The organism is Paraflavitalea sp. CAU 1676, from assembly GCF_029223285.1.
Lineage (GTDB): Bacteria > Bacteroidota > Bacteroidia > Chitinophagales > Chitinophagaceae > Paraflavitalea.
The window spans coordinates 303,478-329,223 of record NZ_JARHUJ010000007.1; the positions used below are offsets into that span (position 1 = coordinate 303,478).

Below are 25,746 nucleotides of genomic sequence, written 5' to 3' on the forward strand. Positions count from 1 at the left end.
CGGGGAACTGCATGGCCTATTTTTTAAATTCATAGCAGTGTTCAGTTATGAAGCATACATGTTTACTCGTACTCCTGGTGTTATGCATGATTGGTACTAACGCGCAGAAGATCAAGGATACGCTGTACTTTTTGAATGGCAGTAAAGTGATCGGTGAAATAAAGCGGATCAAGCTAGGCGTCATCATTTTCGATCCGGACGACGCCAATGACATCACCGTGCAGTTGCAAAAAGTCAAAACGCTGGCCGCTTTGATGAAGGTATTCAGGATCGAGACAACAGGCCACACGGTCTATTTCGGCAAAATGATCCCTGCCAACCTGCCCGGCTATGCCACCATTGCCACCACCATGGATTCAACCCTTTATCCAATAGAACAAATCTCCCTGCTATATGCCTATCGCAGCACTTTCCGGCAACGATTTGATGGCAAGGTCGCCGGGGGGTTCGACTATACCCGTACGAGTGGACTGGGCCGCATCAACTTCGATGGCACTATCAACTATGTAGCGAAGAAAACAGAACTCACGATCGCTTCTTCGGGTATCTATACGCTCACCGATTCTACCCTTAGCCGGGACCGGGAAGACATGAGCCTCAAGGCGAATTATTACTTCAACACCACCTGGTTCAGCACCGCATTTCTCAAATACCAGCGCAACCTCGAACTGGGCCTAAAACGGCGCTACCAGGAAGGCCTCGGCGCCGGCAATAAATTCATCACCAGCAAGCACGTGTATGCCTGGTCGAGAGTCGGTGGTGTCGTCAACCAGGAGGTTAGTACAGACGATGTAAAGTCCGGAACACTCGTGGAACTGTTTGGTCAGTTCGAGTTCAATTTCTTTCGCTTTACCAAACCCGAGATCAGTATCAGCCTGGCAGAATCAGTTTATTATAGCTTGTCACAAAGCGGACGCGTGCGCAATGATGCGCAACTCACCATCAGTTGGGAGATTATAAAAGATCTCGACCTGTCGCTGAGCGCTTATACCAATTTCGACAGCCAGCCCCAAACAGCTGAAAGCAAGAAATTCGACTTTGGTACCGTATTCAGCATTGGTTACTCATTCTGAACCCTTCGGGCACCACGGCAAGGCCCTGAGCTTGCCATTCCTCCTCCTGCCAAACCCGTATCTAACCTTCTCAACTCATCGCCACTCCCCCAGCGGCCGTTTTTCCATTTAACGGTTAAACCCACCCTTATTTGCTTCTCCCCACACTCACAAGTGTCTTAAGAATGCGTTGACGAACCTTGAAAATCAATTACTATGGCTAAAAAACAGATCGTCCTGACGATCCTGGGTATAGGACTGGCCTTGTGCAGCAGCGCGCAGGTTACTACCGATAAGGTATTGGGGCCTAAACATGAAGTGCTGATCGACAGCCTTAAACACACTACCTATCCCTACCTGCTGCCCATCTGGGGTCAAAAAGTAAAGAATAAGGGATTCAGTATGCCCCTGCCGGTCGGCGCGAGCGTTCAGTACCTCTGGCAGGAGTCGGATATTATCATCAATAACCTGCAGGTGGGTTTCAACCATGGGCCCATGTACAATATGGACGATATTGTACGTATCGAAAATGCGGTCACCACCACCAATGGCTACAATTTCCGGCCCGATTTCTATGTATTCCCATTCCTCAACGTATACGGGATACTGGCGAAATCCAAGACATCCACGGCCATCGATGCCGGTCTATGGATTCCCGATAGCAGCTCATCGTGGAAAAAGATATCTGACTTTAGCACCAAGGCCGACTTCAATGCCACTACCATGGGCTTTGGACTAACCCCCATGATAGGTGTCGGTGGCTTTTTCTTTACATTAGATATGAACTTCTCCTGGTCCGATATCGATGAGCTGGAAAAACCGGCCTATGTGTTTGTACTGGGGCCGCGACTCGGGAAAAATATCCGGTTGAAAAAAGAAAGGTCCATCGCCCTCTGGGCAGGCGGCTTTCGCGTGCACATGAAGAGCGGCACCACCGGTTCGCTCAACGTGGGCGAACTCCTGCCGGTAGCCGAGTGGCAACAAAAGGTCAGTGGTGCGCAGCAAAAAGTTGGTGAAGCACAGGGACAGGTAGACACCTGGTGGGCCGACCTCACCCCCACCGAGCAAAAGAACCCGGTCAATATAGCGAAGCACGAAGCGGCGAATGCAGCCCTCACCAAAACAGGTCAGGTCCTCAACAGTGTATCACAGGCCGTTAACTCAGCTGGCGACGCAACGGTTCAATACTCCCTAGAAAAGAAGCCAAAAGACAAATGGAATTTTATACTGGGATCGCAGTTCCAGTTAACCAACAACTGGATGCTGAGAGTGGAGTATGGCTTCCTCAGCAGCCGCCATCAATTGATAGCAGGCTTACAATACCGGTTTGGGTTTTAATCACTTCGTCTAAACATATCTCTCACCGTAGACTGCACGCTAGTGGACGCCGGCGGTGAGCCCAACGAAAAACGGCTGCCCCACCAGGAGACAGCCGTTCGCTATTACTTAAGACGTTTACCATTCTACTTCTTCATCAGCAGGTCTGCGGCCACTCTGGCCCTTATTGCCACCCTGCTCCAGCTCACGGTTAATTTGCTCGATATCGATCGACCTGTCCGTATTATCACCCATCAGGTGCTGGGTGAAATAATCAGCCATCCGCCAGAAGAAATATTCCGTCATGTCACTGTATCCATGGCGTTGACCAGGAAGTATCAGCAGGTCAAAGCGCTTGTTGGCCTTGATCAGTGCATTGGCCACACGAATGGTACCAGCCGGATGCACGTTGTTGTCGATATCACCCGTCGTCAGCAGCAGGTGCCCTTTCAGGTTCTTCGCCAGGTCCTGGTTCTTATCGATGTTGTAGGCAAAGGTCGTATCCTTCTCGCCGATCACCTCACGCACACCATGGTGCTGCTCACTCCACCAGCGGTTGTACACGGCATTGTCGTGGTTGCCCGAAGAAGATACAGCCACTTTAAAGAAGTCTGGATATACCAGCATCGCTGCCGTACTCATAAAACCACCACCGGAGTGGCCATGGATACCCACACGGTTCACATCAAACCAGGGGTAACGGTCGCCCAGTTGCTCAGCAGCCGCTTTCTTGTCACTCAAGCCGTAATCACGCAGGTTACCATAGCCAAAGTTGTGGTACCATTTGCTGCGGGCAGGATGGCCGCCACGGTTGCCCATCGTGATCACGATGAATCCAAGGTTCGCCAGGCGATCGGTACGATCCATTGAACGGCCGAAGGCTTTGTTCACCGCTTCGGTTTGCGGGCCGGGATATACATACTCGATAACAGGATACTTTTTGGTAGAATCGAAGTCCATCGGCTTGTAAAGCACACCATAGATATCGGTAATGCCATCATCGGCCTTCACCTTGAAGGGCTGCGGGAATTTATAGCCAGTGGCCATCAGCGACGACAGATCAGCCGTTTCCAGGTCCATCACCTTACGGCCGTCGGCAGCATAGAGCGTAGACTTCGGCACCGTATTCACCCTTGAATAATTATCGACGAAGAAACTCTTGTTATCGTTCAGGCTCATCGCATGTTCAAATTCGCCGGGGTTGAGCAATTTCAGCCCCGTTCCATCGAAGTTCACGCGGTAAGCATGCAGGTAGTAAGGATCTTCGTTGGCCTCGCGTCCATTACCGGAGAAATACAATATCCGTTTAGTCTCGTCGATGCCAAGAATATTTTCTACGTGCCAGGTACCGGTCGTGATCTGGTTTTTCAGCTTGCCATTTTCATCATACAGGTAGAAATGGGCCCAGCCATCACGCTCGCTCCAATGGATCATCTCTTTACCGGCATTCACCAGTCCTATCCGGCGCATCTCGATATAGGTATTGAAACGCTCTTCGATCAAAGTCTTCACCGTACCAGTATTGATGTCTACTTTACACACGTCCACTTTCTTCAGATCGCGGCCGGTACGTGTAAAATAGAAATACTCGTTGGTGCCTAACCATTTGAAAGGCCTCCAGTCGTCATCACGGGTGTTTTGCAATCCCGGATCATTCCACACATTCAGGTCCTGGTCTTTGAACATCGACACCTGCATTTCCTTGCCGCTTTTGGCGGTCATATCGAAGAGGTACAAATGATCCACCGGCGATTCTTTCTCCCCGGGCATCATGTATTTATACGTTTCAAGGGTGGGCCTTGGATCGCTGAGCGGGTTGATCACCCACAGCTCTTTTACCTTACGGCTATCGGCGCGGGTAAGGGCAAAGTACCGGCTATCCGGCGACCAGGAGGCGCCTGCAGGTTTGCGCTTGTTCTTATTCGTTTCCTTTTCTACATTGTTCTCGTTGCCATTACCGCTGCCGTGGTAGCTGAAATAATCCACTCCATCGGTAGTAAGGGCATGCTCTACGATGGTGGAGTCGTCTTCTTTTTTCAGGGCCTTCTCATAGTTGGCCTTGTCCATCCAATAGAGGTTGTAATTACGTCCAAAGAGAATGGTGTTGCCATCGGGCGAAATATTGGCCCAGGAGGGTTTGCGCTTGGGTTTCTTGAAATCATTCAGCTCAATGAGTTCACCGTTATCGAGATTGTATTCGAAGTAGAATACTTTCTTCTCGCGGGTGATAGCTGCACTGCCTTTCTTGCCGCCGGTGGTATCTTTCTTCTCCACCTCGGCTGAACTCTTCACTTCAAACTGGATCCAATGCTCATCTTTAATGAAACGCATGCTGTCGATGCCGAGGTGCTGGGCATCGAAGGGGTCCTTGACGATGCGGGTAATCTTCGCGGCGAGGTCGGCATTGTCGAACATCACCTTCTTTTCACCTTTCGCAGGGTCTACGATGTACCACTTCTTTCCATCGGTGGTTTCGTATTCGTACCAGAAGCGGTCGCTTTTCTTCAGCCAGTGCGGATCTACACTCGTACTGAAGACCAGCTTGCCGATCTTACGCGGCGCAAAACGCGCCGCCTGCTGATAATTGGCTTTGGTAACCGGGGTTAACTGAGCGGTGGCTGTTGCGCCAACCAGCAACAGGCTCATAGCATAAAAAAGTCTCATGTGCGTGGGGGCTATTTTTAAGGCCGTGAAGATCGGTAATTGAGGCATTGTAAAAGGGTGTTGCCTCCACCGGTCGTCAGGAAATAGCGCCTCCTGCATAATGCAATGGCGCAACAAGGGCAAAAAAATCCCCGCCGCTCAAACATGCTACTTGCTGGCGACGGGGTGCGCGTATGGAAATGCGAACATTAGTGCGCGGCCGACAGTACCAGCTGATAGCTGAAAGTAGTAGGCCTTACAAATACTTTATAGGGGTCGAGGGGCCTCGGACCACAGCCATGCGAGCCCACGCCCAGGGTTTTATGACTGATGCAAAGCACCGTGCCCTTGCTGGCAGGCAGGTCGATCTTGTATTCAACAGGCGTCATTTCTTCATCGCTATAGGGCGAAACGCCTACCTGGAACACTTCTTTATCCTGCTCAACCACCAGCCCGGCGCCTTTGGCCGACCGCAGCCGTGCCCAACGTACATCTTCATGATTGCCGCTTTCCATCGGCTTTTCATAACCTGTCATCTGCTGTTGCACACTGCTGGCATAATGGCCAATATCGAAGCCGCTTTTGCGATCGCTGTAGTTCTCCATAGGTCCACGGCCAAAATAATCGAACTGGTTGAGCGAACGGTCAAGGAAGAGGCGAACGCCCAGCCTGGCCACAGCGAGGTTGGCATCGGTGCTGCTCACCTCATTCAGTGCATGGATCGTTCCATTTGCTTTGATCGTGTAAGTTACCTGGTGGCGAACCACGTAACCCTGAAAGCCGGTACCGGTGAGGTTGGCTTTGATCGTCACTTCGCCTGTTGCGGTCTTGCTGCTGCTTACATTGTCTGCCACCCAGGTCAGTTTGGTCAATCCTTTTTTCTCCCAATCGGGATAGGCCCACATATCATCTTTTTGATGCGGGGCACGCCACAGGTGCAACATCGGTCCGCCATTGGCCTGCAAAATGTTTTGTCCCTTTTCTACGATCTTCGAAAAGGTGCCCTTCGTTTTATCGAAATCCAGGCTGAAGCCAGTACCCGCCACATGAATGTTGTTGGTTGTTGCTGACAGGGCCAATGTGCCGTTATTGATCCTTTCAGGAGCAGGTACCCGCGCCGGGATAGCCAGTTGCTGCGAAGCCACTTCGTATCCTTTGGCTGCCCACAATTCGTTCTTCGCAAGGCTAAAGGATATACGCAGAAAGTATTCAGCATCTGCTTTCGCAGCTATCTTGTAGGGCACTGTAATATCTTTTTCCTCCCCGGGCGCTATGCTGCCTACAGCCAGCGGGCCGGAAGCAATCAGCTTGCCATTTTCAGTCAACTCCCATCGCGCCTGCAAACCGCTGAGGTTGGTGGTATGATACCGGTTTTTGATGGTGACAAGATTTGCTGCCAGGTCTTTATCCTGGATCGTGATCCATTGGTAAGCATGTTTCAATTCGGGAAAATGGGGCTTCAGCGAACGATCCGAAAACACCACACCCTTGTGAATGAAGTACTGATCGTTGGGATACTCTCCAAAACCACCACCAAAAGCAGTGATAGGATGTTTAGGATCACGCTTGTTATAGATGCCCTGGTCCTGCCATTCCCAGATGGCGCCGCCCAGCAGGGCAGGATATTTATCGAACAGGTCATTGTACAGGTCAACTGAACCCATGGAATTGAACATGGCATGGGCATATTCGCAGAGGTAAAAAGGTTTCTTCAGCGAGGTATCCTTAGCCCTTCTTTCCAGGCTTTCGGGATCGGTGTACATCTGGCTGTCCATCCCCGCCGGATTGCGGGTGCCGATGCCAAAACCTTCATAATGGGAAATGCGGGTATTGTCGATGCGCTGGATGGAGTCGAGCGCTGCACGGAAATTGGTGCCGCCGCTGCCATTCTCATTACCGAGCGACCATATGATCACCGAAGCATGATTCTTGAAGTTCTGCACATTGGCCACGTTGCGTTCGATGATGGCAGCTTTCATCTTCGGCTCTTCATTGAACCTGTTCATGGCGCCATGGCATTCCACATTGGCTTCGGCAACGAGATAAATGCCATATTCATCGCACAGTTCATACCAGCGGGGATCGTTGCTGTAGTGAGACGTTCGAACGTGATTACAGTTGGCCTGCTTGATGAGCTGTATATCGCGGATCATCTGCGCTTCCGTTACGGCATGCCCTACATCGGGCCAGTTCTCATGGCGGTTAACACCTTTCAGTTTGATGGGCCGGCCATTGACCAGCACTTCCCGACCTTTTACGACGAGATTGCGGAAACCAGTGCGGGCCGAGATGGTTTCTACCACCTGGCTGCCATCCAGCAACCGGAGCACCGATGTATACAGCGTGGGCGTCTCAGCCGTCCACGGCTGCGGATTTTTCACTTCTACCCCCGCCTCTACCTTGATCTCTTCACCGGGCGACAACGACTTTACGGGTACGCGGTATTGGCTGATCAGTGAGTCATTTTTATACAGCGCGTACTCCAGTTCGCGGGCTTTCACGGCCCCGTCACCATAGTTTTTGATGTTGGCAAAAGCCACGGCAATGGCACCTCCGTGACCATCGACTGTAGTTGTTTTGATAAAGAAATCCCGGATATGCTGTTGCGGGCTGCTCCATAAAGTAACGTTACGGAAAATGCCGCTCAGCCGCCACATGTCCTGGTCTTCGAGATAGCTACCGGAATTGAAGCGGTACACTTCCACCGCCAGTACATTCTTACCGGGCTTGATGTATTTAGTAAGATCAAAGTCGATGGCATTGCGGCTGTTGACACCATAGCCAACCTTTTCGCCATTCACCCAAATAAAGAACCCTGCATCTACCCCATCGAAAGTGATGAAGATGCGGCGGCCATTCCAGTTCTCCGGCACGGTAAAGTCGCGGCGATAGCTGCCCACCGGGTTACGTTCTTTGTAAGCAGTGAATTTAACCGGCGGCGTGCTCATCACCCGCGGAAAATCGCTTTGAAAGATGTAATTGAAATTGCTGTAATACGGGGTGCCGTATCCTTCCAATTGCCAGTTGGATGGCACGTTGATCTCTTTCCATTTCGACACATCATACGTGGGCTCGTAAAAGTCAACGGGCCGCTTCTGGGGCCAGTCTACCCAATGAAACTTCCACATACCATTCAGGCTGCGGCTGAAAGACGATGCACTGCGTTTCGCCGCCAGCGCTTCTTTCAGACTGGCATAAGGCATCAGGGTCGCATGGGCCGGTTCGCGGTTGATCCCGATATTCTCCGGATCTTCGATCTCAGTAGGCACTAATGCATTGTCTGTGGCCGACAGGCCATTGAAAGGAGCTGCTGTTTGGGCAGACGCCGGTTGATAACCGGAAAACAATAGGGTTAGGATCAAGAGCTTCTGCAGCTCTTTAGCAGAAAGAAAGTTGCGCATAAAAATTAAACTTGAATATTTATCCTGCTTTCGGAGGATGTTGAAAACAACAGCCGGCCCCTGCCGGACTGTTGCACTTTAAAGATCAGAAAGCATTGAGTTCCGACACAATGGTGTATCCACCATTATAGGCCGAATTAATGATCACCTTAAAATAACGGGCCGGCTTAAATCCATTGGGCATAAAAACGGGTTGTACGTTCTTATTATTCTGAAGGGTAAAACTACCCGCATCACTCCAGGTAACATTATCTGTACTCACTTGAACATTCACTTCGTTCGGCTTACCACCGCCATCGTTCTGGCGTCCCTGGAACGACAAGCCATGCAATACTTTTTCACTGCCCATATCGATGGTGATATGGTGTGGCGGACCCGGGGAGGCGCCCTGCCATTGTGTATGCCAGAAGGTGTTGATATTGTTGTCGAGTGCAAAAATGGCCCTGCCATTGTTCGCACCCTCGCCATTCGCTTCCTGCGAAGAGAAATCTATGACCTGCCACACAGCCCGGTCATAATTGGGATAATCCTTCAGGTCGGGCTGCGCCTTCACCACATAAAAAGCAGTACGCAGTGCTTCATTCACTGCCAGCGTTTTCGTCGACAGGGTGATCGGGAGCACATAGGTCTTCAACGCATCCATAGCACCTGCTCCATTGGTCTTGAAGGTGATGGTCAACGGCTCGGTCGCTACCTTACCTTTGGGAATGATGGCTGACGTAGCAGACAATGTATAAGCACTGGCCGGGAGCAGCGGATAGTTCGTGCGGTTGGCGTTGTTGAAACTGTCCACCTTGCTGTTGTTAACGGCAAATGAAACTTCAATATCGGCATCAGGATATCCCTGGCCGCCATAGTTGGCGCCATACACCAGCGTCTGCGCGCTGTCGGTGATCTTGAGCGTACGTACCACCGCACCGTTCACTGCCTGCGGCATATACACCTTTATATACTTCTCAAGCGGCTGGTAAGGGAGATTGTAATCGTCCTTGCAGGCAACACCACTAACAACAATGGCCAGCATCAGCAGCATGAAAAAACGGGAGCTTTTATAATTGTACATGTTTGTAGAATAAAAGTGAATGAATAAAAACCTTACCATCCCGGGTTTTGTACGATCAGTTTCGAGCGGTCGAGATCGTACTGGCTGATCGGGAACCAATAGCTGGCCGGCGAGCGGAACAGGTGTTCACTGGCCACCACCCGGGTGTAAAAGCTATTGTCGTCTTTGTTGATATTCATACCATGCATGGAGCCCATCACCTGCGTAGCGATCTTCCAGCGCCTGATGTCGAACCAACGGTGGGTCTCAAACGCCAGCTCTACTCTACGCTCCTGCCAGATGCGCGTACGCGTATCTGCCTGGCTCACCGGCGCCGGCAAATTGGCCGAACCATATTCAGGAATATTAACACGCTTGCGGATGAGGTTAAGGTATTTCAGGATATCGGGATTGCCGGGATCGGCTTCATTCAATGCTTCCACATAATTGAGGTACACTTCGCCCAGGCGGATCAAACAGGCAGGCCGTTGGTATTGGGTACCATTACCGCCCGATCCATTGTTGGTTTGCGTTGCCACGTTCTTGCGGATCAGGTAACCGGTCTTTGTCCAGTCGGTAGGATGCCCGTTCTTGCCATTAGGCCCGCTGGGAAAAAAGGTGATCGCTTTGGCGCTCGACATATTGCCGCCCTGGAACATAGCATTGTTGTACGTGACCGACGCATAAAAGCGCGGCTCGCGGTTCATGTACATATTGAAAACCTGCACACCGTTTACGGTCGTAAATCCACTTTCCGAATAGAGGTTCGACTCGGTGATCTGTTTCCCATCCGACATGAAGTAAGCGTCCACCTGCTCCTGCGTTACGCCCATACCATTCCATCCACCGGCCTGCCGCGGCATACAATGCACATCCCAGGTAGGAAAGTTATTGTTCTTACGGTTAAAGATCTGTTCGGCATTCCAGGCCTGCTGCAATGAACCCTGGTACGATTTGATGGGATCATTGCCCGGATCGGTGTAGAGTGAATAAAGTCCCAGGTCGATCACCGCCTTGGCAGCATCTGCCGCTGCCTTCCATTTTTTCGCATCATAGGTTTGGTTGATCAGGTTGGCGCCATCCTGGCCTTTGAAACCGGCCATTTCGGTATTGCCGTTGTAAAGCGGACTGGCTGCATATAACAATAATCTTGCTTTCACTGCCAGCGCCATACCAACTGTTGCACGGCCATATTCGATATCGCTGGCCTGGCCGTTGTTGGAAGGTATTTTGGGCAATACGGCAGCAGCTTTGTCCAGCTCGCTCACCACATAGGCCACACAGGTATCGAAGGGTTTCCGGGGCAATTGCATAGCATCCGCCGAAGCATCGGCGGGTATCTCCTTATCACCGATCAGTACTACGGGTCCATACTGACGCATCAGTAAAAAATAATAGTAAGCCCGCAGAAACCTGGCTTCTGCCTTGTATTGATCGATGCGTTCCTGGCCGTTCAGGGACAATATCTCAACGTTGTTATCGACATGATTGATAAAGTAAGTAGCCGACCGTATACCCCGGTAATAATTACCCCAGGTATCGAACAAAGTAGCGGCAGCAGATATGTTGCCGATGTTCAAAGCATAGGTGGGGTATTTTGACCAGGTCACATCCATCTCATCCGAGTTGGCGCCCCAGGGATTGCCCTCCCATTGGCTATAATCGTCGTTGACATAGTTGTAAACATTTGCCAGGTATTGTTCCGTAGGTCCTTTTTTCAGGAACACCTGTTCGATGGTGATACGGTCATTGGGAACCTGCTCGAGGAACTTCTTGCAACCACCAGTACCCAGTAACAGCAGAGCACAGAACCAGGTGGCATATTGTACAGTTATTTTTTTCATACAGCGTAATAGTTTTAGAATGGCTACTATTTGAAAGAACATTTGATACCAAAATTGTACGTCTTGGTGAGCGGATATTGCGCGCCTTTACCGTCGCCCAATTCCACATCCCACATATCGAATTCACTCTTCGTCCACAGGTTGTAGCCAATGAAATACAGGCTCATGTTCGACATGCCCAGGTATTTAAGCCAGCGCGAACGGGCGAAATCATAGGATACCTGCACGGTTTGCAAACGCAGGAAGGCGCCGTTCTTCACCCACCAGGTACTGTTGGCATAGTTCATATTGTCATTACCATAGGTAAGGCGGGGATAGAGGGGCCGGGGATTGGTGCTCTCGGGTGTCCAGCGGTCGGTGATCTGCGCCATCAGGTTGCCGCGCTCGCCACCCTGACTAAAGGGCTGCAGTCCATCGCCATTGAGGGAGATGTCTACATTGCTGATGCCCTTGAACCAACCGGCAACAGAGAACCCTTTCCAGGCAATCGTAGGCCCAAAGCCATACACGATCTCGGGAAACGAACCGTAGCCGATAGGTCCCTGGTCGTACGAGTCGATCTTACCATCGCCATTGAGGTCTTTGTATTTGATATCACCCGCCTTGTTCGTACCGGTTTGGTACGGGCTGTTGGCAACGTCTTTGTCATCTTTGAATAGGCCGAGATCGGTGTACCCGAACCGTTGTCCAAACTTGCGGCCGATGCGTTGCTGCCAGGGGTAAGGCCAGGGCGCATTAGCATCATCGATCACATTGGCTTTCGTCCAGGTAAAATTGCCGCGCAGGCCGATCACCCAGTCGTTACCGAGTTGTTTATTGAGATCGAGCGAGGCGTCGATACCACGGTTGTGTATTTCACCCAGGTTGGCATAAGGCAGTGACAAAACACCCACATAGTTGGGCACATCACCACGCTGGCGAAAGATGGCCGACCTGTCTTCGCGGAAGATGTCGACGGTGAGGGTGAGCGCATTCGACCAGGTCTTCAGCTCGATACCCAGGTTTTGCTTTTTTGCTTTTTCCCAGGTAACACTCACGGCATAATCGCCGATATCCAGTGCATTGAAGGTCTGGTTGGTACCGTTCCTGCCAAAGGTATAGTTACCATCGAGGTAACGGTTGCCACCACCTACTGTGGAAATATAGGCAAAGCGACGACCACCGATGTTGCTGTTACCAACCTCACCATAGGTATACCTCAACTTGAAGAAAGAAAAGATAGTAGAGAGCGGTCTGAAAAAGTTCTCCTCCGAGAGTACCCAACCTACACCATAGGCCGGGAAGAATCCGAAGCGGTTATCGGGCGCAAAGGTTTCGGAACCATTGTACCCGAAATTGATATCAGCGAGGTATTTTCCATCATAGCCGTAGGTGGCACGGCCGGCAACACCCATAAAACGATAGGGAATCGAAGCAATGAAATCGCCGGCAAACGCATCCGCCCGGTCGTACTGGTTGTAAAGAAACATACCAGTCACATCGTGCCTGCCGAAGCGGTTGGCATAGTTCAAGGAAGCCTCCAGGTTGTATTGTCTTGTACCGCCATTGCTGCGCTCATAACCGAGAAAGCTCGTTCCGATAGAGGTTTGATCGAGCAGCAATTTACCGGAGGCATCGCGGCCCTTTGCCAGGTAACCATCCACCGTTTTGGTGCGGCGAATGGTATGGGAGTTATAGTTATCGAACGAATACATCGCGGTAGCCGAAAGTCCTTTAAGTAATAATCCACTAAGATCCTGGGTTACGCGTATGTTACTCCAGAGCTGACTCCTGAACTCCGTTATATAGCCCGTTTGTGTAAGTCTGTTATAAGGATTGAAGATATCTCCGGTGCGCAATTGCGAATACAAACCGTTCGAATAGACCTTGGGGATGAGGATGGGCGGCAACAGGTAAGCGGCATTCCAGATATCGCCTACCGAACTACCGGGATAGTTACCATTGCTGATCCAGCCGGCAGCGCCGAAATCAACCTTGGTCGACTTGGTCACTTTCAAACTGAGGTTGGAAGTAAAGTTGTAACGGGTGAATTTAATGGCCGAATTATAATTGGCCAGTTCATCGGTCTTAAACAAACCATTTTCATCGTAGTATCCTATTGAGAGATAATATTGGGCATTCTCGGAACCGCCGCTGGCATTCACCCGTGCACGACGGTTCTGCCCGGTCTCTTTAAACAGTTCCTTAAACCAGTCCACATTGGGATAGAGGTCCGGATCTTCGCCGCTGATCGTTTTGTCGATCCTTTCCTGCGAGTACTTGGGCATCGGATCGTTGGGGTTACTGCTTTTGTAGGCCTCGTTGGCCATCTGCATATAAGTAACACCATCGGCAAACTTGGGGATCTTGGTAAACTGGGTGATACCCTGGTCATATTGCATATTGATGAGCGGCTTGCCCACCTTGCCGCGTTTGGTGGTGATGATGATCACCCCATTGGCGCCGCGCACACCGTATACGGCAGTGGCAGAGGCATCTTTCAGGATACTGAAGCTGGCAATGTCTTCGGGATCCACATTCGAGAAATCCCTTTCCACACCATCTACCAGCACCAGGGGTTTGCTGTTGGTAAAAGTAGAGATACCGCGTATGTAGATATCGGCATTGTCGTAACCAGGCTGTCCGCTGCGCTGCACGCCCACTATACCCGCTACACGACCCGCCAGCAGGTTGGTCATATTGGCCACCGGCTGCTTGAGGTCTTCTGCCTTTACCGTGCTGATGGCGCCTATCAGACTTACCTTCTTTTGCTGACCATAGCCTACTACCACCACATCTTCGAGGCCGGTAGCCTGCTCGCGCATGGTTACGTTGATCTCTTTCCGGTTATTGACCGGTATTTCCTGGGGAGCAAAACCAACATTGGTAAATACCAGGATGCCATTGGCATCGGGCAGTTTGATGGAATACACACCATCTTTATCTGTCACAGCGGTAACGCTGCCCGCCTTATCCGCCACGGTAACACCAGCCAGGGGCTGATTACGTCCGTTCAATACTTTACCGGTCACGATCAGCGTGACGGCATCGGCTGTTGCTTTTTTCGGTGTGATGAGGATGGTGCGATTGTTGATCGCATAAGTAAATGGCTGGTTGGTAAAGGCCTGCTTCAACGCGTCTTCTACCGTTCCTTCTTTGATGCGAACACTCACTGGCTGTGCGTTGCGGATCAGGGCTTCGTCGTACATAACGCCCATACCGCTTTGCGTCTGGATAGCCGTAAGCACTTCGGTGAGCGGAGCCTTCTCCCTGTTGAGCGTAATTTTCTGGGCATAGGATGCGGAACATAGCAGCATGCACGCAGTCAATAACAATAGCGCAAATCTCATGGCAAGAGTTTTTTAGTCAGCACGGGCTGCACCCGCCGCTGATGGCAGTTAAAATAAAAATGTAAATCGTTCGGTGTTTTGGCTGGATCAGGTTTTGATAATGATCTTTTTTCCTTCTATGGTATACTTAATTCCGCCCGTGATGTTCAGGTTCTGCAGTAACTCTGAAATCTCTTTGTAACGGGATATACTTCCTCCAAATAGTTTGTGTGTGGGAGCCCCTTCAAATTCAACTTCGATGTCGTACCAGCGCGCGGCCTGCTTCATAACCTGTTGAATGGTTTCATTGCGGAACATAAACCAGCCATTCTTCCAGGCTACCACTTCCTCCACATTCACTTGTTTCACGCCAATCGATTGCTGGCCGTTCACGATACGCGCCTGCTGGCCCGGCACCAGCGCCGCTGTTTTAGTCTGGGTATGAACATCCACACGGCCTTCTGCCAACGTTACCCGCAGGTCATCATCATCATCGTAGGCGCTTACATTGAAAGCAGTACCCAGGTCTTCAATGAGCTGCCCTTTGGCCTTTACGCGGAATGGCTGGCTTGCCTTGTGCACCACTTCAAAGAACACCTGGCCGGTGATCTCCACCACCCTTTCCGATCCATTGAAGGCCACGGGATAGGTGATCGAAGAAGCAGCATCGAGCGTCACCTCGGTACCATCCGATAAAGTAAGGTTGTACTTGCCGCCCCGCGGCGTTTTAAGGGTATTATACACAGGTGCCAGGTCGGCCGGCGAGCCGTTATTGGTTTTATAGGCAATCTTACCCTGCTGTACCTGCGCAACCTCTGCATTGCTTTGCGTGGCGATGGTTCCGCTGTTGGACTCACCCAGGGTAACGGTACTACCATCTGCCAGCGTAAGGGTAGCCTTGTCGCTGCCCGGCTTAATGGTGGGGGCAGTCTGACCAGAGGAAGGCTTGCCGTCCACTTGCGCCATATCTGCCTGGCGACCGGTTTGCCTAAACAACACCAGCATAACAATACCCACCACAGCAGCGGCCGCCGCGACCTTGTATAGGGTACGGATCCTGACAACCCGTTTGTTGCCAGCTACGCGATCCCTGAAATCGGCGTACAGCATCTCCACCATGGCATCTTCCCCACCCTGCTCGCGCAACCAGGCGTCCATATTATTGCGTCCGGGATTAAAGTCGTGAAACCACGCATTCAACTCTTCCGCTTCAGCAGGGGTGGCTTCCTGCCGCTCATATCGTTCTATCAAATAAGTTAACCGGGCCTGGTCCATAGGTCTTATAGTTTTCCATAACTGACAGCTTTTTAGGCACTTGCAGTAACATGGCGATAATAAGACGTACCGGTAACGACTTACCGTTACCGGTTCCATAAATATTTTCCGGAGAGTGATAATTCTTGCTAAATTGGTATAGTTAGCGGCTTTGCGGGTATTTTATGTTCGAAAAAATCCCTAATATTGTCCGCGACGATTAACACTTGCATCTATCAAAACGCTCCAACCAAATACTGAACTGGCCCTCATTGAGCAATGGCAACAGGGCGACGAACGCTCCTTCGAACAGCTCTATCACCAGCATGCACTACCCTTATTGAAGATCGCCGTACAAAAGACCGACGACCGGGAGGTCGCCAAAGAACTCGTGCAAACAGTATTCGTTACCTTATACCAAAACAAAGCAGGTGCCCATAAGATCAACTCCCTGCAGGCCTACCTGTACACCATGCTCAAGAACAAACTGCTCGATCACTACAGGCATTTGCTGGTGCAGAAGAAATTTCACCTGCAGTCCACCAACCAGTACGAGCGGGTTAGCAACAACGATGTGGAATCGTATGTAGATACCAGGGAACTGGAGAACAGACTGGGCGAAGAGGTCGCCAAACTGCCGCCACAATGTCAAACGGTCTTCAGGATGCGGCGCGAGCAGGAGATGTCCAACAAAGAGATCGCCACCACCCTGAACATCTCGGAGAATACCGTTGAGCAGCATATGCGCAAAGCCATCCGCCTGTTGCGCGAAGCCTTAAACATCAGTAAAAAGGCATTATTCTTCCTTTTGTAGCCCTGCGGCGCCATTGTCGTATTCACACCCGGTGAATGTCACAACAAGACATGCCCCGACTCCCCTTTTAACCATAGCTTTGTACCATCAACACGGAAGGCCGGCTGGCCTTCCCCAATCATAGATACATTGCTTGTAAACCTATTAAAAAGTTTGTCATGGTATTGAATCCTTATTTGAACTTCGATGGCAATGCAGAAGAAGCATTCCGTTTTTACCAATCCGTATTTGGCGGAGAAATATTCATACAGAAGATGAGTCAGGCGCCCGGCGGTGACCAACTGCCCGACAATGAAAAGAACAGGGCCATGCACGTGGCCATCCCCATCGGGAAAGGCCAGCACCTCATGGCCTCGGATTGTGTGCCCTCCGCAGGCCACGTATTGAACGTCGGCAACAACAACTACATCTCCATTACGCCCGACAGCCGTACCGATGCCGACCGTATCTTCAATGGCCTCTCGGCCGGAGGCAAAGTAGAGATGCCCATGGCCGATATGTTCTGGGGCGATTACTTCGGATCGTTTGAAGACAAATTCGGCGTACGCTGGATGATCAACTACACCGAGCAAAAAAAATAAGCCGGACAGCATATAAGTGAAGGGGCCTGCGGGCCCCTTTTTTATTGCCACCTGTTTTTCAACAAAAACCCGCCCTGCTTTTCCAACCTTTTCTTTGTTGGCTCCTCTTATCTATATGACAAGATCTTATAACCGGCCAATCCAGGCCGCGGGATGATCCTGTTTCATTATTCACCCTAATCAGCCTTTCACATATGAAGCCAATAACATGTTTATTGGGCGCAGTTATTCCTGTGCTCCTTTGCAGCTTTTTGTCCTGGCCGCCCCAAAACGAGGTCATCATCTTTTCGCAGTTCTGGCAGGAGAAAACCTTATCCGAACGCCCACTCGCCACCATCACCGAGATCACGCCCGATGGCCTTGCCCTCCAGGATGACTCCTTGTTGTTTGTCCGCGCCAAAGATGGCAGCAACTACCATTTCTCCGTCATGAACCTGCGCCCCACCCAATGGACGGGCCGGCATATGCCCACGGGTAACGGGCATGGGCAATCATCCGCATTCATCTCTTATGGGTTACACAAGGAGCGACTGTGGGTATATGACCTGTTCAAAGACAAACTGGTCGTAGAGCCACTTCAACCACAGGCCGGCAGCCCGACAGCTGCGCAGGAATTCGCCTTGCCGGCTTTCTATTACTCACTGCAAATGATCAACGACTCTATGGCCCTCGGCAGCGGCGACTACGATGCCACCCATAAACTGGCATTGATCAACTATCGCCAGGGCAGCATCATACGGCAAATACTTCCTTATTACAATCCGGAAGGCAACGACGACCGCGCCTGGAAATCGGCCTATGAAAGTTTCCTGTTCCTGAAACCAGGCGCCGACAAATGCGTACTGGCCTGCCGCTATGCAGATCAGATCGAGATCGTCGACCTGCCATCAGGCCAGTCGAAGATCATCAAGGGACCCGAAAACTATAGTCCGGATGTTACGGCCATCAACCAGGCCGATGGAAAAGAGATCAGTGCGAGGAACTATAAAACAAGGTATGCATTTGTGAAGGGAAAGGTCACCGACCGTTATATCTACTTACTTTACTCCGGCAACAACCACGAAACCAGTCACCGGGAAAACGGGAAATACCTGTATATATTCGATTGGAATGGCGTGCCCTTGCAGAAGATCACCCTACAGCAATACGCGCTCGACTTTGCCGTCAGCAGCAACGACAAAAAGATCTACCTCTATCATCCCGGCAACAAGCAACTCTCCGTGGCCGACCTGTAGCCGTAACAACGGCTGCGGGCACGTCCCTACTGCACCGAAGCCGACAGCTGCAGGCAATCCCCTTTGTATTCGAGCGGCCTTTTGCCCGTGATCGATTTAAACTGGTGAATGAAATGAGAAAGACTGTTATAGCCGCAGGCATACCCGATCTCCGACACGCGCAGTTCGTCTTCTACCAACAGGCGGCAGGCAAAGCCGATACGCACTTCCATGAGGAACCGTACATAGGTCTTATTGGTCTTGCTCTTAAAATAGCGGCAAAATGATTGCGGCGTCATGTGTACCAGGGATGCCACTTCATCAACGGCGATCCGCTTGCTGAAATGTTCAAAGGTGTAATCGAAGATCTTCTTGATACGGTCTTTGCCACCATCGCCGGCATGGCGTGTGAACCCTTTCGAAGACAAACTGGAATAGTCACGACTGGCGGCAATCTCTTCCAGCATCGCCAACAGGAATACCAGCCTCTTGCCCGGAGGCGCATCGAGCATTTTACCAATGGTGCGGCCGATCTGCTGCCGGGTTTTTCCTTTGAGCCGCAATCCATGATGGCTCCTGCTCAGCAGTTCACGAATACCCTCCGCTTCGGGCAGGGATAGAAAAGGAGTACCCAGCGCATCCGGCTCAAACTTCACGCAGATGCTTTCACCACCCTTTCCTTTTTGCTGAACAGTATAATCCTGCTCATGTCTAAAACAATGTGGCAGGTTGGCCCCCACCATAACAACATCCCCACTTCTAAAAGCACCCACATGGTCACCGATCATCCAGGTACCGGAACTCTTCTTGATGAAGAGTATTTCTATCTCAGGATGATAATGCCAGTTGTTGAGCATCTGACCTCCGGTATCCTTTCTAACCAGGAAGGAAAAGTGAGGCGTTGCAGTGATCTTGCGCAATTCAGGTTTCATATAGCATAATTCAAGCAGCGGTAATATAGTACAACTCTTTGAAAAAATAGCGGCACGAACATTAAAACAAAGCGGCTAAGTTTACAAGCGTAATTCCCTACGGGGCTCAGGATTGTATTGTATTGCCTAAACAGAAATTCATGTTCAAAAAAAAGCTGCCTGCCATTGTCATTTTCCTGTTTACTATTATTCATGCACAGGCCCAGTCGCCACAAAAATTATGGTACAAGCAACCGGCCCGTCAGTGGACGGATGCCTTACCCGTTGGCAATGGCCGCCTCGGCGCCATGGTGTTTGGCCGCGTCAGTGAAGAGCTATTGCAATTGAATGAAGCCACCTTCTGGACCGGCGGACCGGTACGCACCAATGTCAATCCCGAAGCCTTTACCTATTTACAACAGATCCGCGAGGCCCTGCTCAAAGAAGAAGACTATAGCAAAGCATACGCGCTGGCAAAAAAGATGCAGGGATACTATTCCGAATCTTTTTTACCATTGGGCGATATTACCATCCGGCAGGCATTCAAAGACACCACCCCCACAGCCTATTATCGTGATCTCGACATCAGCAACGCTGTTGCCACTACCCGATTCACAATAGATGGCGTACAGTACACGCGGCAGGTCATCAGCTCAGCGCCCGACCAGGTCATCGCCATCCGCCTCACCGCCAGTAAAGCCGGCGCGCTCAACCTTACACTGGGCGCAGGCAGCCAGGTGCCGCATCGCAAACTGGCCATCAGCAACAGTGAGCTATCCCTGCAAGGCAAAGCAGCTTCGCATATCGACCCCAATTATGTACGCTCCGCCAATCCCATTACACAAGATGATGCCAGCGGATGCCGTGGCATGCGGTTCGACTGGCGCATCAAAGCCACCAGCAAAGACGGTCAGGTACGCACCGATACCAATGGAATCACCATCAGCAATGCATCCGACGTGGTGATCTATGTCGCCGCCGCCACCAGCTTCAATGGTTTCGATAAGTGTCCCGATGCACAGGGCAAAGATGAAAAAGCATTGGCGGCCCAATACATCAAGAACGCCATCACAAAGAATTGGAACAGTTTACTAGCCCGCCACCAGGCCGATTACCACCGCCTGTTCAACCGCGTGCAGTTTACCCTGGCAGCACCCACCAACAACGGCAACGCCGCCCTGCCTACCGATGAGCGACTCATTGGTTATACGGAAGGCGCCAAAGACCCATCGCTCGAAACCCTGTATTTTCAATATGGCCGTTACCTGTTGATAGCCTGTTCTCGGCCCGGTGGCCCGGCAGCCAACCTGCAAGGTGTATGGAACAAAGAGCTGCGTCCGCCATGGAGTTCCAACTACACCACCAATATCAATGTGCAAATGAATTACTGGCCTGCCGAAGTGGCCAACCTTTCGGAATTGCACGAGCCGATGATCGAGTTTGTCAAACACGCCGCAGCCACCGGCACCGTCACAGCCAAAGAATATTATCATGCCCGGGGCTGGGCCGTGCACCATAACAGTGATATCTGGGCGCTCTCGAACCCGGTGGGCGACCTGGGCAAGGGCGATCCCAAATGGGCCAACTGGGCATTGGGCTCACCGTGGCTGGCACAACATCTCTGGACGCACTACGATTATACGCGCGATAAAAAGTTCCTGAAAGAAGAAGCCTATCCATTGATGAAGTCGGCGGCACTTTTCTGCCTCGACTGGCTGGTGACCGACAAGAACGGATACCTTGTTACAGCGCCCGCACTTTCGCCCGAGAACGAGTTCTTCGACGACAAGGGCAAAAAAGGAAGTGTATCGATCGCCACTACGATGGATATGTCGATTATCTGGGATCTCTTCACCAATATCATAGAAGCTTCCAAAGCATTGAATGAAGATGCAGACTTCCGCACGCTCATAGAAACAAAAAGGGCCAAACTATTCCCCTTGCAGATTGGTAAAAAAGGTAACCTGCAGGAATGGTACAAGGATTGGGAAGATCCCGAGCCGCACCATCGCCATGTATCGCACCTGTATGGCCTGCATCCCGGCCGGCAGATCGCGCCGATCACCACACCCGCCTTTGCCGATGCGGCCCGTAAAACCCTGGAGCTGCGCGGCGATGAGGGCACCGGCTGGAGCCTTGCGTGGAAGATCAATTTCTGGGCGCGACTGCTCGATGGCGACCATGCCTACAAGGTGGTGCGCGACATATTGCGCATAACGGGCCAGGCCGGCACCAATTATGCCCGGGGCGGTGGCTCATATGCCAACCTCTTCGATGCTCACCCGCCCTTCCAGATCGATGGCAACTTTGGTGGCATTGCAGGTATGGCCGAAATGCTGGTGCAAAGCCATCTTGGCGAAATACACCTGCTGGCAGCTTTACCCGCAGCCTGGGATAGCGGCTCGGTGAAGGGCCTTAAAGCGCGCGGCAACTTTACCGTCAACATGGATTGGATCGACGGGCAGCTAAACGGTGCTGTTATAACATCACAGGCGGGCGGGCCCTGTACCTTGCGCACAGCAGCACCTATAACAGTTATGGGAACAAAGGCCACATCGATCGCCGATAGTCATGGTTATACCACCCGTTTCAATACAACAAAAGGCACATCGTATTTCGTAGTGGTCAGAAAGTAATTGACAGGCACACCAATCTCGTTCTGCAAAGCAAAGCGCGTGTACCCATCCGGGTACACGCGCTTGCTGTTTATAGGCGACGTATAAGTTAGTGGGTTGACCTCGTGGTTCTCTTAGAGAGATAAACCACGATGATCACCAGGATGCTTAAGATGGCATAGCTCAGGCCCAGGTGCACACCATCCTGGGCGGGCAGCAGGTTGATGATGCCGTAGCTGAAGGCCGACACCAGCAGAAAGGTAATACCACCTGTGAGGCCACTGGCAATACCCGCATTTTGCGGAAAGCGGGTCATGCTAAAGGTCATATAGTTGTTGAAAGTAAAGCCTGCGCCTACATGCACGGCAAAGGCAAAGCCAACCAGCACAAAGATATTATCGTAGAGGCGCGTGGCAACGATCATCGCAATCACCAGCACGGCCTGCAGGGTGATATTGATGGCCAGTTTGCGGAAGAAAGGCACTTTAATGACACCCTTGCTGATGAACCCGCCGATCATCCACGCAAGCCCCAGTATCAAGGAGCTGTAACCGGTGGTTACCGCATCGAATTGCAGGTGATGCTCGATGATGAAGGGCGCGGTCATGTTGGCGACCATTACCATGGCATAGGAAAGTCCGAGTAAACCAATGCCCAGCACAAAGGGCAGGTGCGTTAACATCTCCTTATAAATGTTTAGCACACGCTTCACGCGGAAGGGCGTACGCTGCGGCAGGGTTTCACCGCTGAAGAAGTATTCAGCTACACCGAGTGCACCACCCAGCACGGCCAGGAACCAGAAATTGGCCCGCCATCCATAGAGCGATTGCAGGTAGCCACCTACAAACGGTGCGATGATCGGTCCGGTAGACCAGATGATGGAAAACAAACCGAGATAATTCTTCAGCTTATCGCCCGTGTAGAGGTCAACAAAAAAAGCACGTTTGCCGGCCACTACAAAGCCTACGGTAATGCCCTGCACCACCCGCATAGCATAGATCATCTCGATGCTGTGTGCGGTAGCTGCCACGATGCTGGAGAGCGTAAACACCACTAGCGAAGCCAGACCACTCTGGTAGCGCCCATAGCTGTCGAGGATGCTGCCGATGAATAGCTGGCTGAGGCCGTAACTAAGCAGGAAAATGGTGATGGTAAACTGTACCTGCACGGCGCTTACGCCCAGGTCGGCTGCCATGCCCGGCAGCGAGGGTAAATAGATATCGGTGGCGAACCCCGATAAAGGTAAGAGGGCAAATGCGAGGAAGTTGGCTATACTCCTGTTAGCGGGTTTGATACCGCTGGCCCATTGCCCCGGGGCCAAAGTATTATACGAATTCATTGTACAAAATTCGTACAAAGAGCAGCCCTTCACTTATGAAATTCAATCCGATAATTATAAAAATCAAAGATTAACAAAGCGCCAACGCTCCTGCGCAGGCCGGGGCGGGTGTGGTGTATATCAATAATTTGTAGCAACTTTAGGCAAACCCGGCTCCACCATGCACAAACTCATCCTTTGCTGGCTGCTTGGCAGCATCACCACTATCGCCTGCACCGCCCAGGCACCTGCCCGCCTCATCATCCGGGGCGACGATATGGGCTTCAGCCACAGCGGCAACCTTGCGCTCATCAAAACTTATAAGGAAGGCATTACCCGTTCCATAGAAGTGATCGTACCCTCACCCTGGTTTCCGGAGGCGGTGAAAATGCTGGCCGATAATCCGCAGATAGATGTAGGCATCCACCTGGCGCTTACCAGCGAGTGGGACAATATTAAATGGCGGCCCATTACGCACTGCCCCAGCCTTACCGACTCCAACGGTTACTTCTATCCCAAAATATGGCCCGATGCGAGCTATCCCAATGGCGCTTTATTGCAACATGCATGGAAGCTGAATGAAGTGGAGCAGGAGCTCCGCGCGCAAATAGAATTGGGTTTGAAGCGCATTCCACGCATCAGCCATGTATCGGCGCATATGGGCTGCACGCGCATGAGCCCCGAAGTGGCGGCACTAGCCAAAAAGCTGGCGATCGAATACAAGATCGATATCGACCTCGATGCACTCGGCGTAAAGGGCGTAGGCTTCAACGGCCCGCATGCTACCCTGGCCGAAAAGAAGAAGAGTTTTATCGCCATGCTTCAATCACTCAAAGCAGGCCAAACCTATATGTTCCTCGAACACCCGGGCTTGAACGATGCAGAACTGCAGGCCATTCACCATATCGGTTATGAAAAGGTGGCGGAAGACCGGCAGGGCGTTACGGACCTGTGGACCGATGCGGAGATCAAAGCCCTCATTCGGAAACTGAATATTCAATTGATCAGCTACAAAGACCTACTGGCAAAATAAAAAGGGGCTTACCCCACACAGGATAATACCCCTCTCAATAATTTGCAAGCTACAACTAGTGTATCGGTGTCTTCGCCGCCTCCTGGCTTCCTGTAAAGGCCTTGGCCAATTCAGGATGCTTTTTCTCCCGGCTCAAAATGCGCCAGGTGATGATCACGCTCAGCAGCATACAGAAAGCGCCGATCAGGAAGTGAATGCCTGGAAAATGGAAAGGCGCTTTCGACGACGTGAAGTAGTTGAAAGTGCCATTCATCAGCAACGGACCAAAGATCGTGGTGAGGCTCATCAAACTGGTGAGCGCACCCTGCAGTTCACCTTGTTGGCTCGGAGGCACATGTCCCGATATAACAGCCTGTAAGGATGGTCCGCAGATACCACCCAGGCAATACGGGATCAGGAAGGCAAACATCATCCAGGAGGTGGAAGCAAAGGCGAATAATACCAATCCCAGGGTATATAGCGATAAACCGAGGTAGATACTCTTTTCATTGCCGATCTTCGGATTCACCACCCGGGTAAGTCCGCCCTGTACAGCGCCTACCAATACCCCCACCACGGCCAATGAGGCACCGATCATGCCTTCACTCCAGCCAAAACGGTATTGCGTAAAGAAGTTCCAGTTGCCTTGTACCGATTGGCCGCCCAGGTAGATCAGGAAAAAGCTCAAAGCCAGTCCACCAATTTCCGGATGCGAGGTCAGGAACTTTAAAGAGCCGAAAGGGTTCGCGCGCTTCCATTCAAAAGGGCGGCGGTTCTCTTTCTTCAGCGATTCGGGCAAAAAGAAGTATCCGTACAGGCAGTTGAGTAAACAAAGGATAGCAGCCGCATAAAAAGGAGCACGCATACCCCAGGTAGCCAGCAGGCCACCCAATGCGGGGCCTAGTACGAAGCCCAAACCAAAAGCAGCGCCGATCAAACCAAAGTTCTTGGCGCGGGAGGTTTCATCGGTACTGATGTCGGCAATGTAGGCAGTGGCAGTGGTGAAGCTGGCGCCGGTGATGCCTGCAATAACACGCCCCACAAACAGCCATCCATAGGTAGGCGCGATCGCCAGGATGATGTAATCGATGCCAAAGCCGAGTAATGAGAACAGCAACACGGGCCGGCGGCCATAACGGTCGCTGAGGTTACCGATCACGGGGGCAAAGATGAATTGGGTTACCGCAAATACCGATAACAACACAGCCCCGTAGGTACTGGCTTCATTAACGGGTATCTTTTTGAGGTGAACGATGAGGTCGGCCATGACGGGAATGATCAATCCCCAGCCCATGACGTCGATGAGTAATGTGATAAAAATAAAAGAGAGAGCAGATTTGCTGGAAGTGGCCATACTTAGTGTGTTTTGTTCCTCGATAAGGGAGCACAAACTTACACCTAAACGGCCAATCCCGCCAGT

General features: G+C 51.4%; 16 protein-coding genes. 7 read left to right on the forward strand and 9 right to left on the reverse strand.

The genetic code is table 11. From position 1 onward, the window contains the following. The first annotated feature begins 47 nt into the window (after positions 1 to 47). On the forward strand, positions 48 to 1,073 hold the full coding sequence (locus P2H89_RS23670; protein ID WP_275831617.1) for a DUF481 domain-containing protein: 1,026 nt from the start codon (positions 48 to 50) through the stop codon (positions 1,071 to 1,073). A gap of 195 nt (positions 1,074 to 1,268) precedes the next feature. Further along, positions 1,269 to 2,390, forward strand: a complete 1,122-nt coding sequence (locus P2H89_RS23675; RefSeq protein WP_275831619.1) for a hypothetical protein — start codon at positions 1,269 to 1,271, stop codon at positions 2,388 to 2,390. 117 nt (positions 2,391 to 2,507) lie between these two features. Here P2H89_RS23675 and P2H89_RS23680 read toward each other — a convergent pair whose 3' ends face one another. The 6 genes from P2H89_RS23680 to P2H89_RS23705 form a co-directional block, all read right to left on the reverse strand. Further along, on the reverse strand, positions 2,508 to 5,033 hold the full coding sequence (locus tag P2H89_RS23680) for a DPP IV N-terminal domain-containing protein (RefSeq protein ID WP_275831621.1): 2,526 nt from the start codon (positions 5,031 to 5,033) through the stop codon (positions 2,508 to 2,510). 188 nt (positions 5,034 to 5,221) lie between these two features. Beyond that, positions 5,222 to 8,413 carry a glycoside hydrolase family 2 TIM barrel-domain containing protein gene (locus P2H89_RS23685; RefSeq protein WP_275831623.1) on the reverse strand — a complete coding sequence of 1,064 codons (3,192 nt, stop codon included), beginning with the start codon at positions 8,411 to 8,413 and terminating at the stop codon, positions 5,222 to 5,224. An 85-nt stretch (positions 8,414 to 8,498) separates the two neighbouring features. After that, on the reverse strand, positions 8,499 to 9,476 hold the full coding sequence (locus P2H89_RS23690; RefSeq protein WP_275831624.1) for a DUF1735 domain-containing protein: 978 nt from the start codon (positions 9,474 to 9,476) through the stop codon (positions 8,499 to 8,501). 32 nt (positions 9,477 to 9,508) lie between these two features. Continuing rightward, positions 9,509 to 11,299, reverse strand: coding sequence for a RagB/SusD family nutrient uptake outer membrane protein (locus P2H89_RS23695; RefSeq protein ID WP_275831626.1), 1,791 nt, complete (start codon positions 11,297 to 11,299; stop codon positions 9,509 to 9,511). A gap of 26 nt (positions 11,300 to 11,325) precedes the next feature. Continuing rightward, complete coding sequence (locus P2H89_RS23700; RefSeq protein ID WP_275831628.1) at positions 11,326 to 14,628, reverse strand: TonB-dependent receptor; 3,303 nt, start codon at positions 14,626 to 14,628, stop codon at positions 11,326 to 11,328. 87 nt (positions 14,629 to 14,715) lie between these two features. Next, the gene (locus P2H89_RS23705; protein ID WP_275831631.1) at positions 14,716 to 15,882 is read right to left on the reverse strand and encodes a FecR family protein; all 1,167 of its coding nucleotides are present in this window, start codon (positions 15,880 to 15,882) and stop codon (positions 14,716 to 14,718) included. Between the two features lie 250 nt (positions 15,883 to 16,132). Between P2H89_RS23705 and P2H89_RS23710 the strand changes: the two genes are divergently transcribed. The 3 genes from P2H89_RS23710 (at position 16,133) to P2H89_RS23720 (ending at position 18,491) form a co-directional block, all read left to right on the forward strand. After that, complete coding sequence (locus P2H89_RS23710; protein WP_275832094.1) at positions 16,133 to 16,675, forward strand: RNA polymerase sigma-70 factor; 543 nt, start codon at positions 16,133 to 16,135, stop codon at positions 16,673 to 16,675. Between the two features lie 158 nt (positions 16,676 to 16,833). Beyond that, the gene (locus P2H89_RS23715; RefSeq protein ID WP_275831633.1) at positions 16,834 to 17,256 is read left to right on the forward strand and encodes a VOC family protein; all 423 of its coding nucleotides are present in this window, start codon (positions 16,834 to 16,836) and stop codon (positions 17,254 to 17,256) included. A gap of 194 nt (positions 17,257 to 17,450) precedes the next feature. Beyond that, complete coding sequence (locus P2H89_RS23720; RefSeq protein WP_275831635.1) at positions 17,451 to 18,491, forward strand: BF3164 family lipoprotein; 1,041 nt, start codon at positions 17,451 to 17,453, stop codon at positions 18,489 to 18,491. A gap of 26 nt (positions 18,492 to 18,517) precedes the next feature. On the opposite strand, the gene P2H89_RS23725 is transcribed toward P2H89_RS23720, so the two are convergent. Next, positions 18,518 to 19,402, reverse strand: coding sequence for an AraC family transcriptional regulator (locus P2H89_RS23725; protein WP_275831638.1), 885 nt, complete (start codon positions 19,400 to 19,402; stop codon positions 18,518 to 18,520). A gap of 140 nt (positions 19,403 to 19,542) precedes the next feature. Between P2H89_RS23725 and P2H89_RS23730 the strand changes: the two genes are divergently transcribed. After that, entirely contained in the window at positions 19,543 to 22,017 is a 2,475-nt protein-coding gene (locus tag P2H89_RS23730; RefSeq protein ID WP_275831640.1) for a glycoside hydrolase family 95 protein, read from the forward strand. Positions 22,018 to 22,105: 88 nt separating this feature from the next. Here P2H89_RS23730 and P2H89_RS23735 read toward each other — a convergent pair whose 3' ends face one another. After that, entirely contained in the window at positions 22,106 to 23,335 is a 1,230-nt protein-coding gene (locus P2H89_RS23735; protein WP_275831641.1) for an MFS transporter, read from the reverse strand. A 160-nt stretch (positions 23,336 to 23,495) separates the two neighbouring features. Here P2H89_RS23735 and P2H89_RS23740 point away from each other — a divergent pair, with 160 nt between their 5' ends. Further along, positions 23,496 to 24,347: a polysaccharide deacetylase family protein gene (locus P2H89_RS23740; protein ID WP_275831643.1), complete on the forward strand. Its 852-nt coding sequence runs from the start codon at positions 23,496 to 23,498 to the stop codon at positions 24,345 to 24,347. Between the two features lie 55 nt (positions 24,348 to 24,402). Here P2H89_RS23740 and P2H89_RS23745 read toward each other — a convergent pair whose 3' ends face one another. Beyond that, entirely contained in the window at positions 24,403 to 25,680 is a 1,278-nt protein-coding gene (locus P2H89_RS23745) for a TCR/Tet family MFS transporter (RefSeq protein WP_275831645.1), read from the reverse strand. Positions 25,681 to 25,746: the final 66 nt, after the last annotated feature.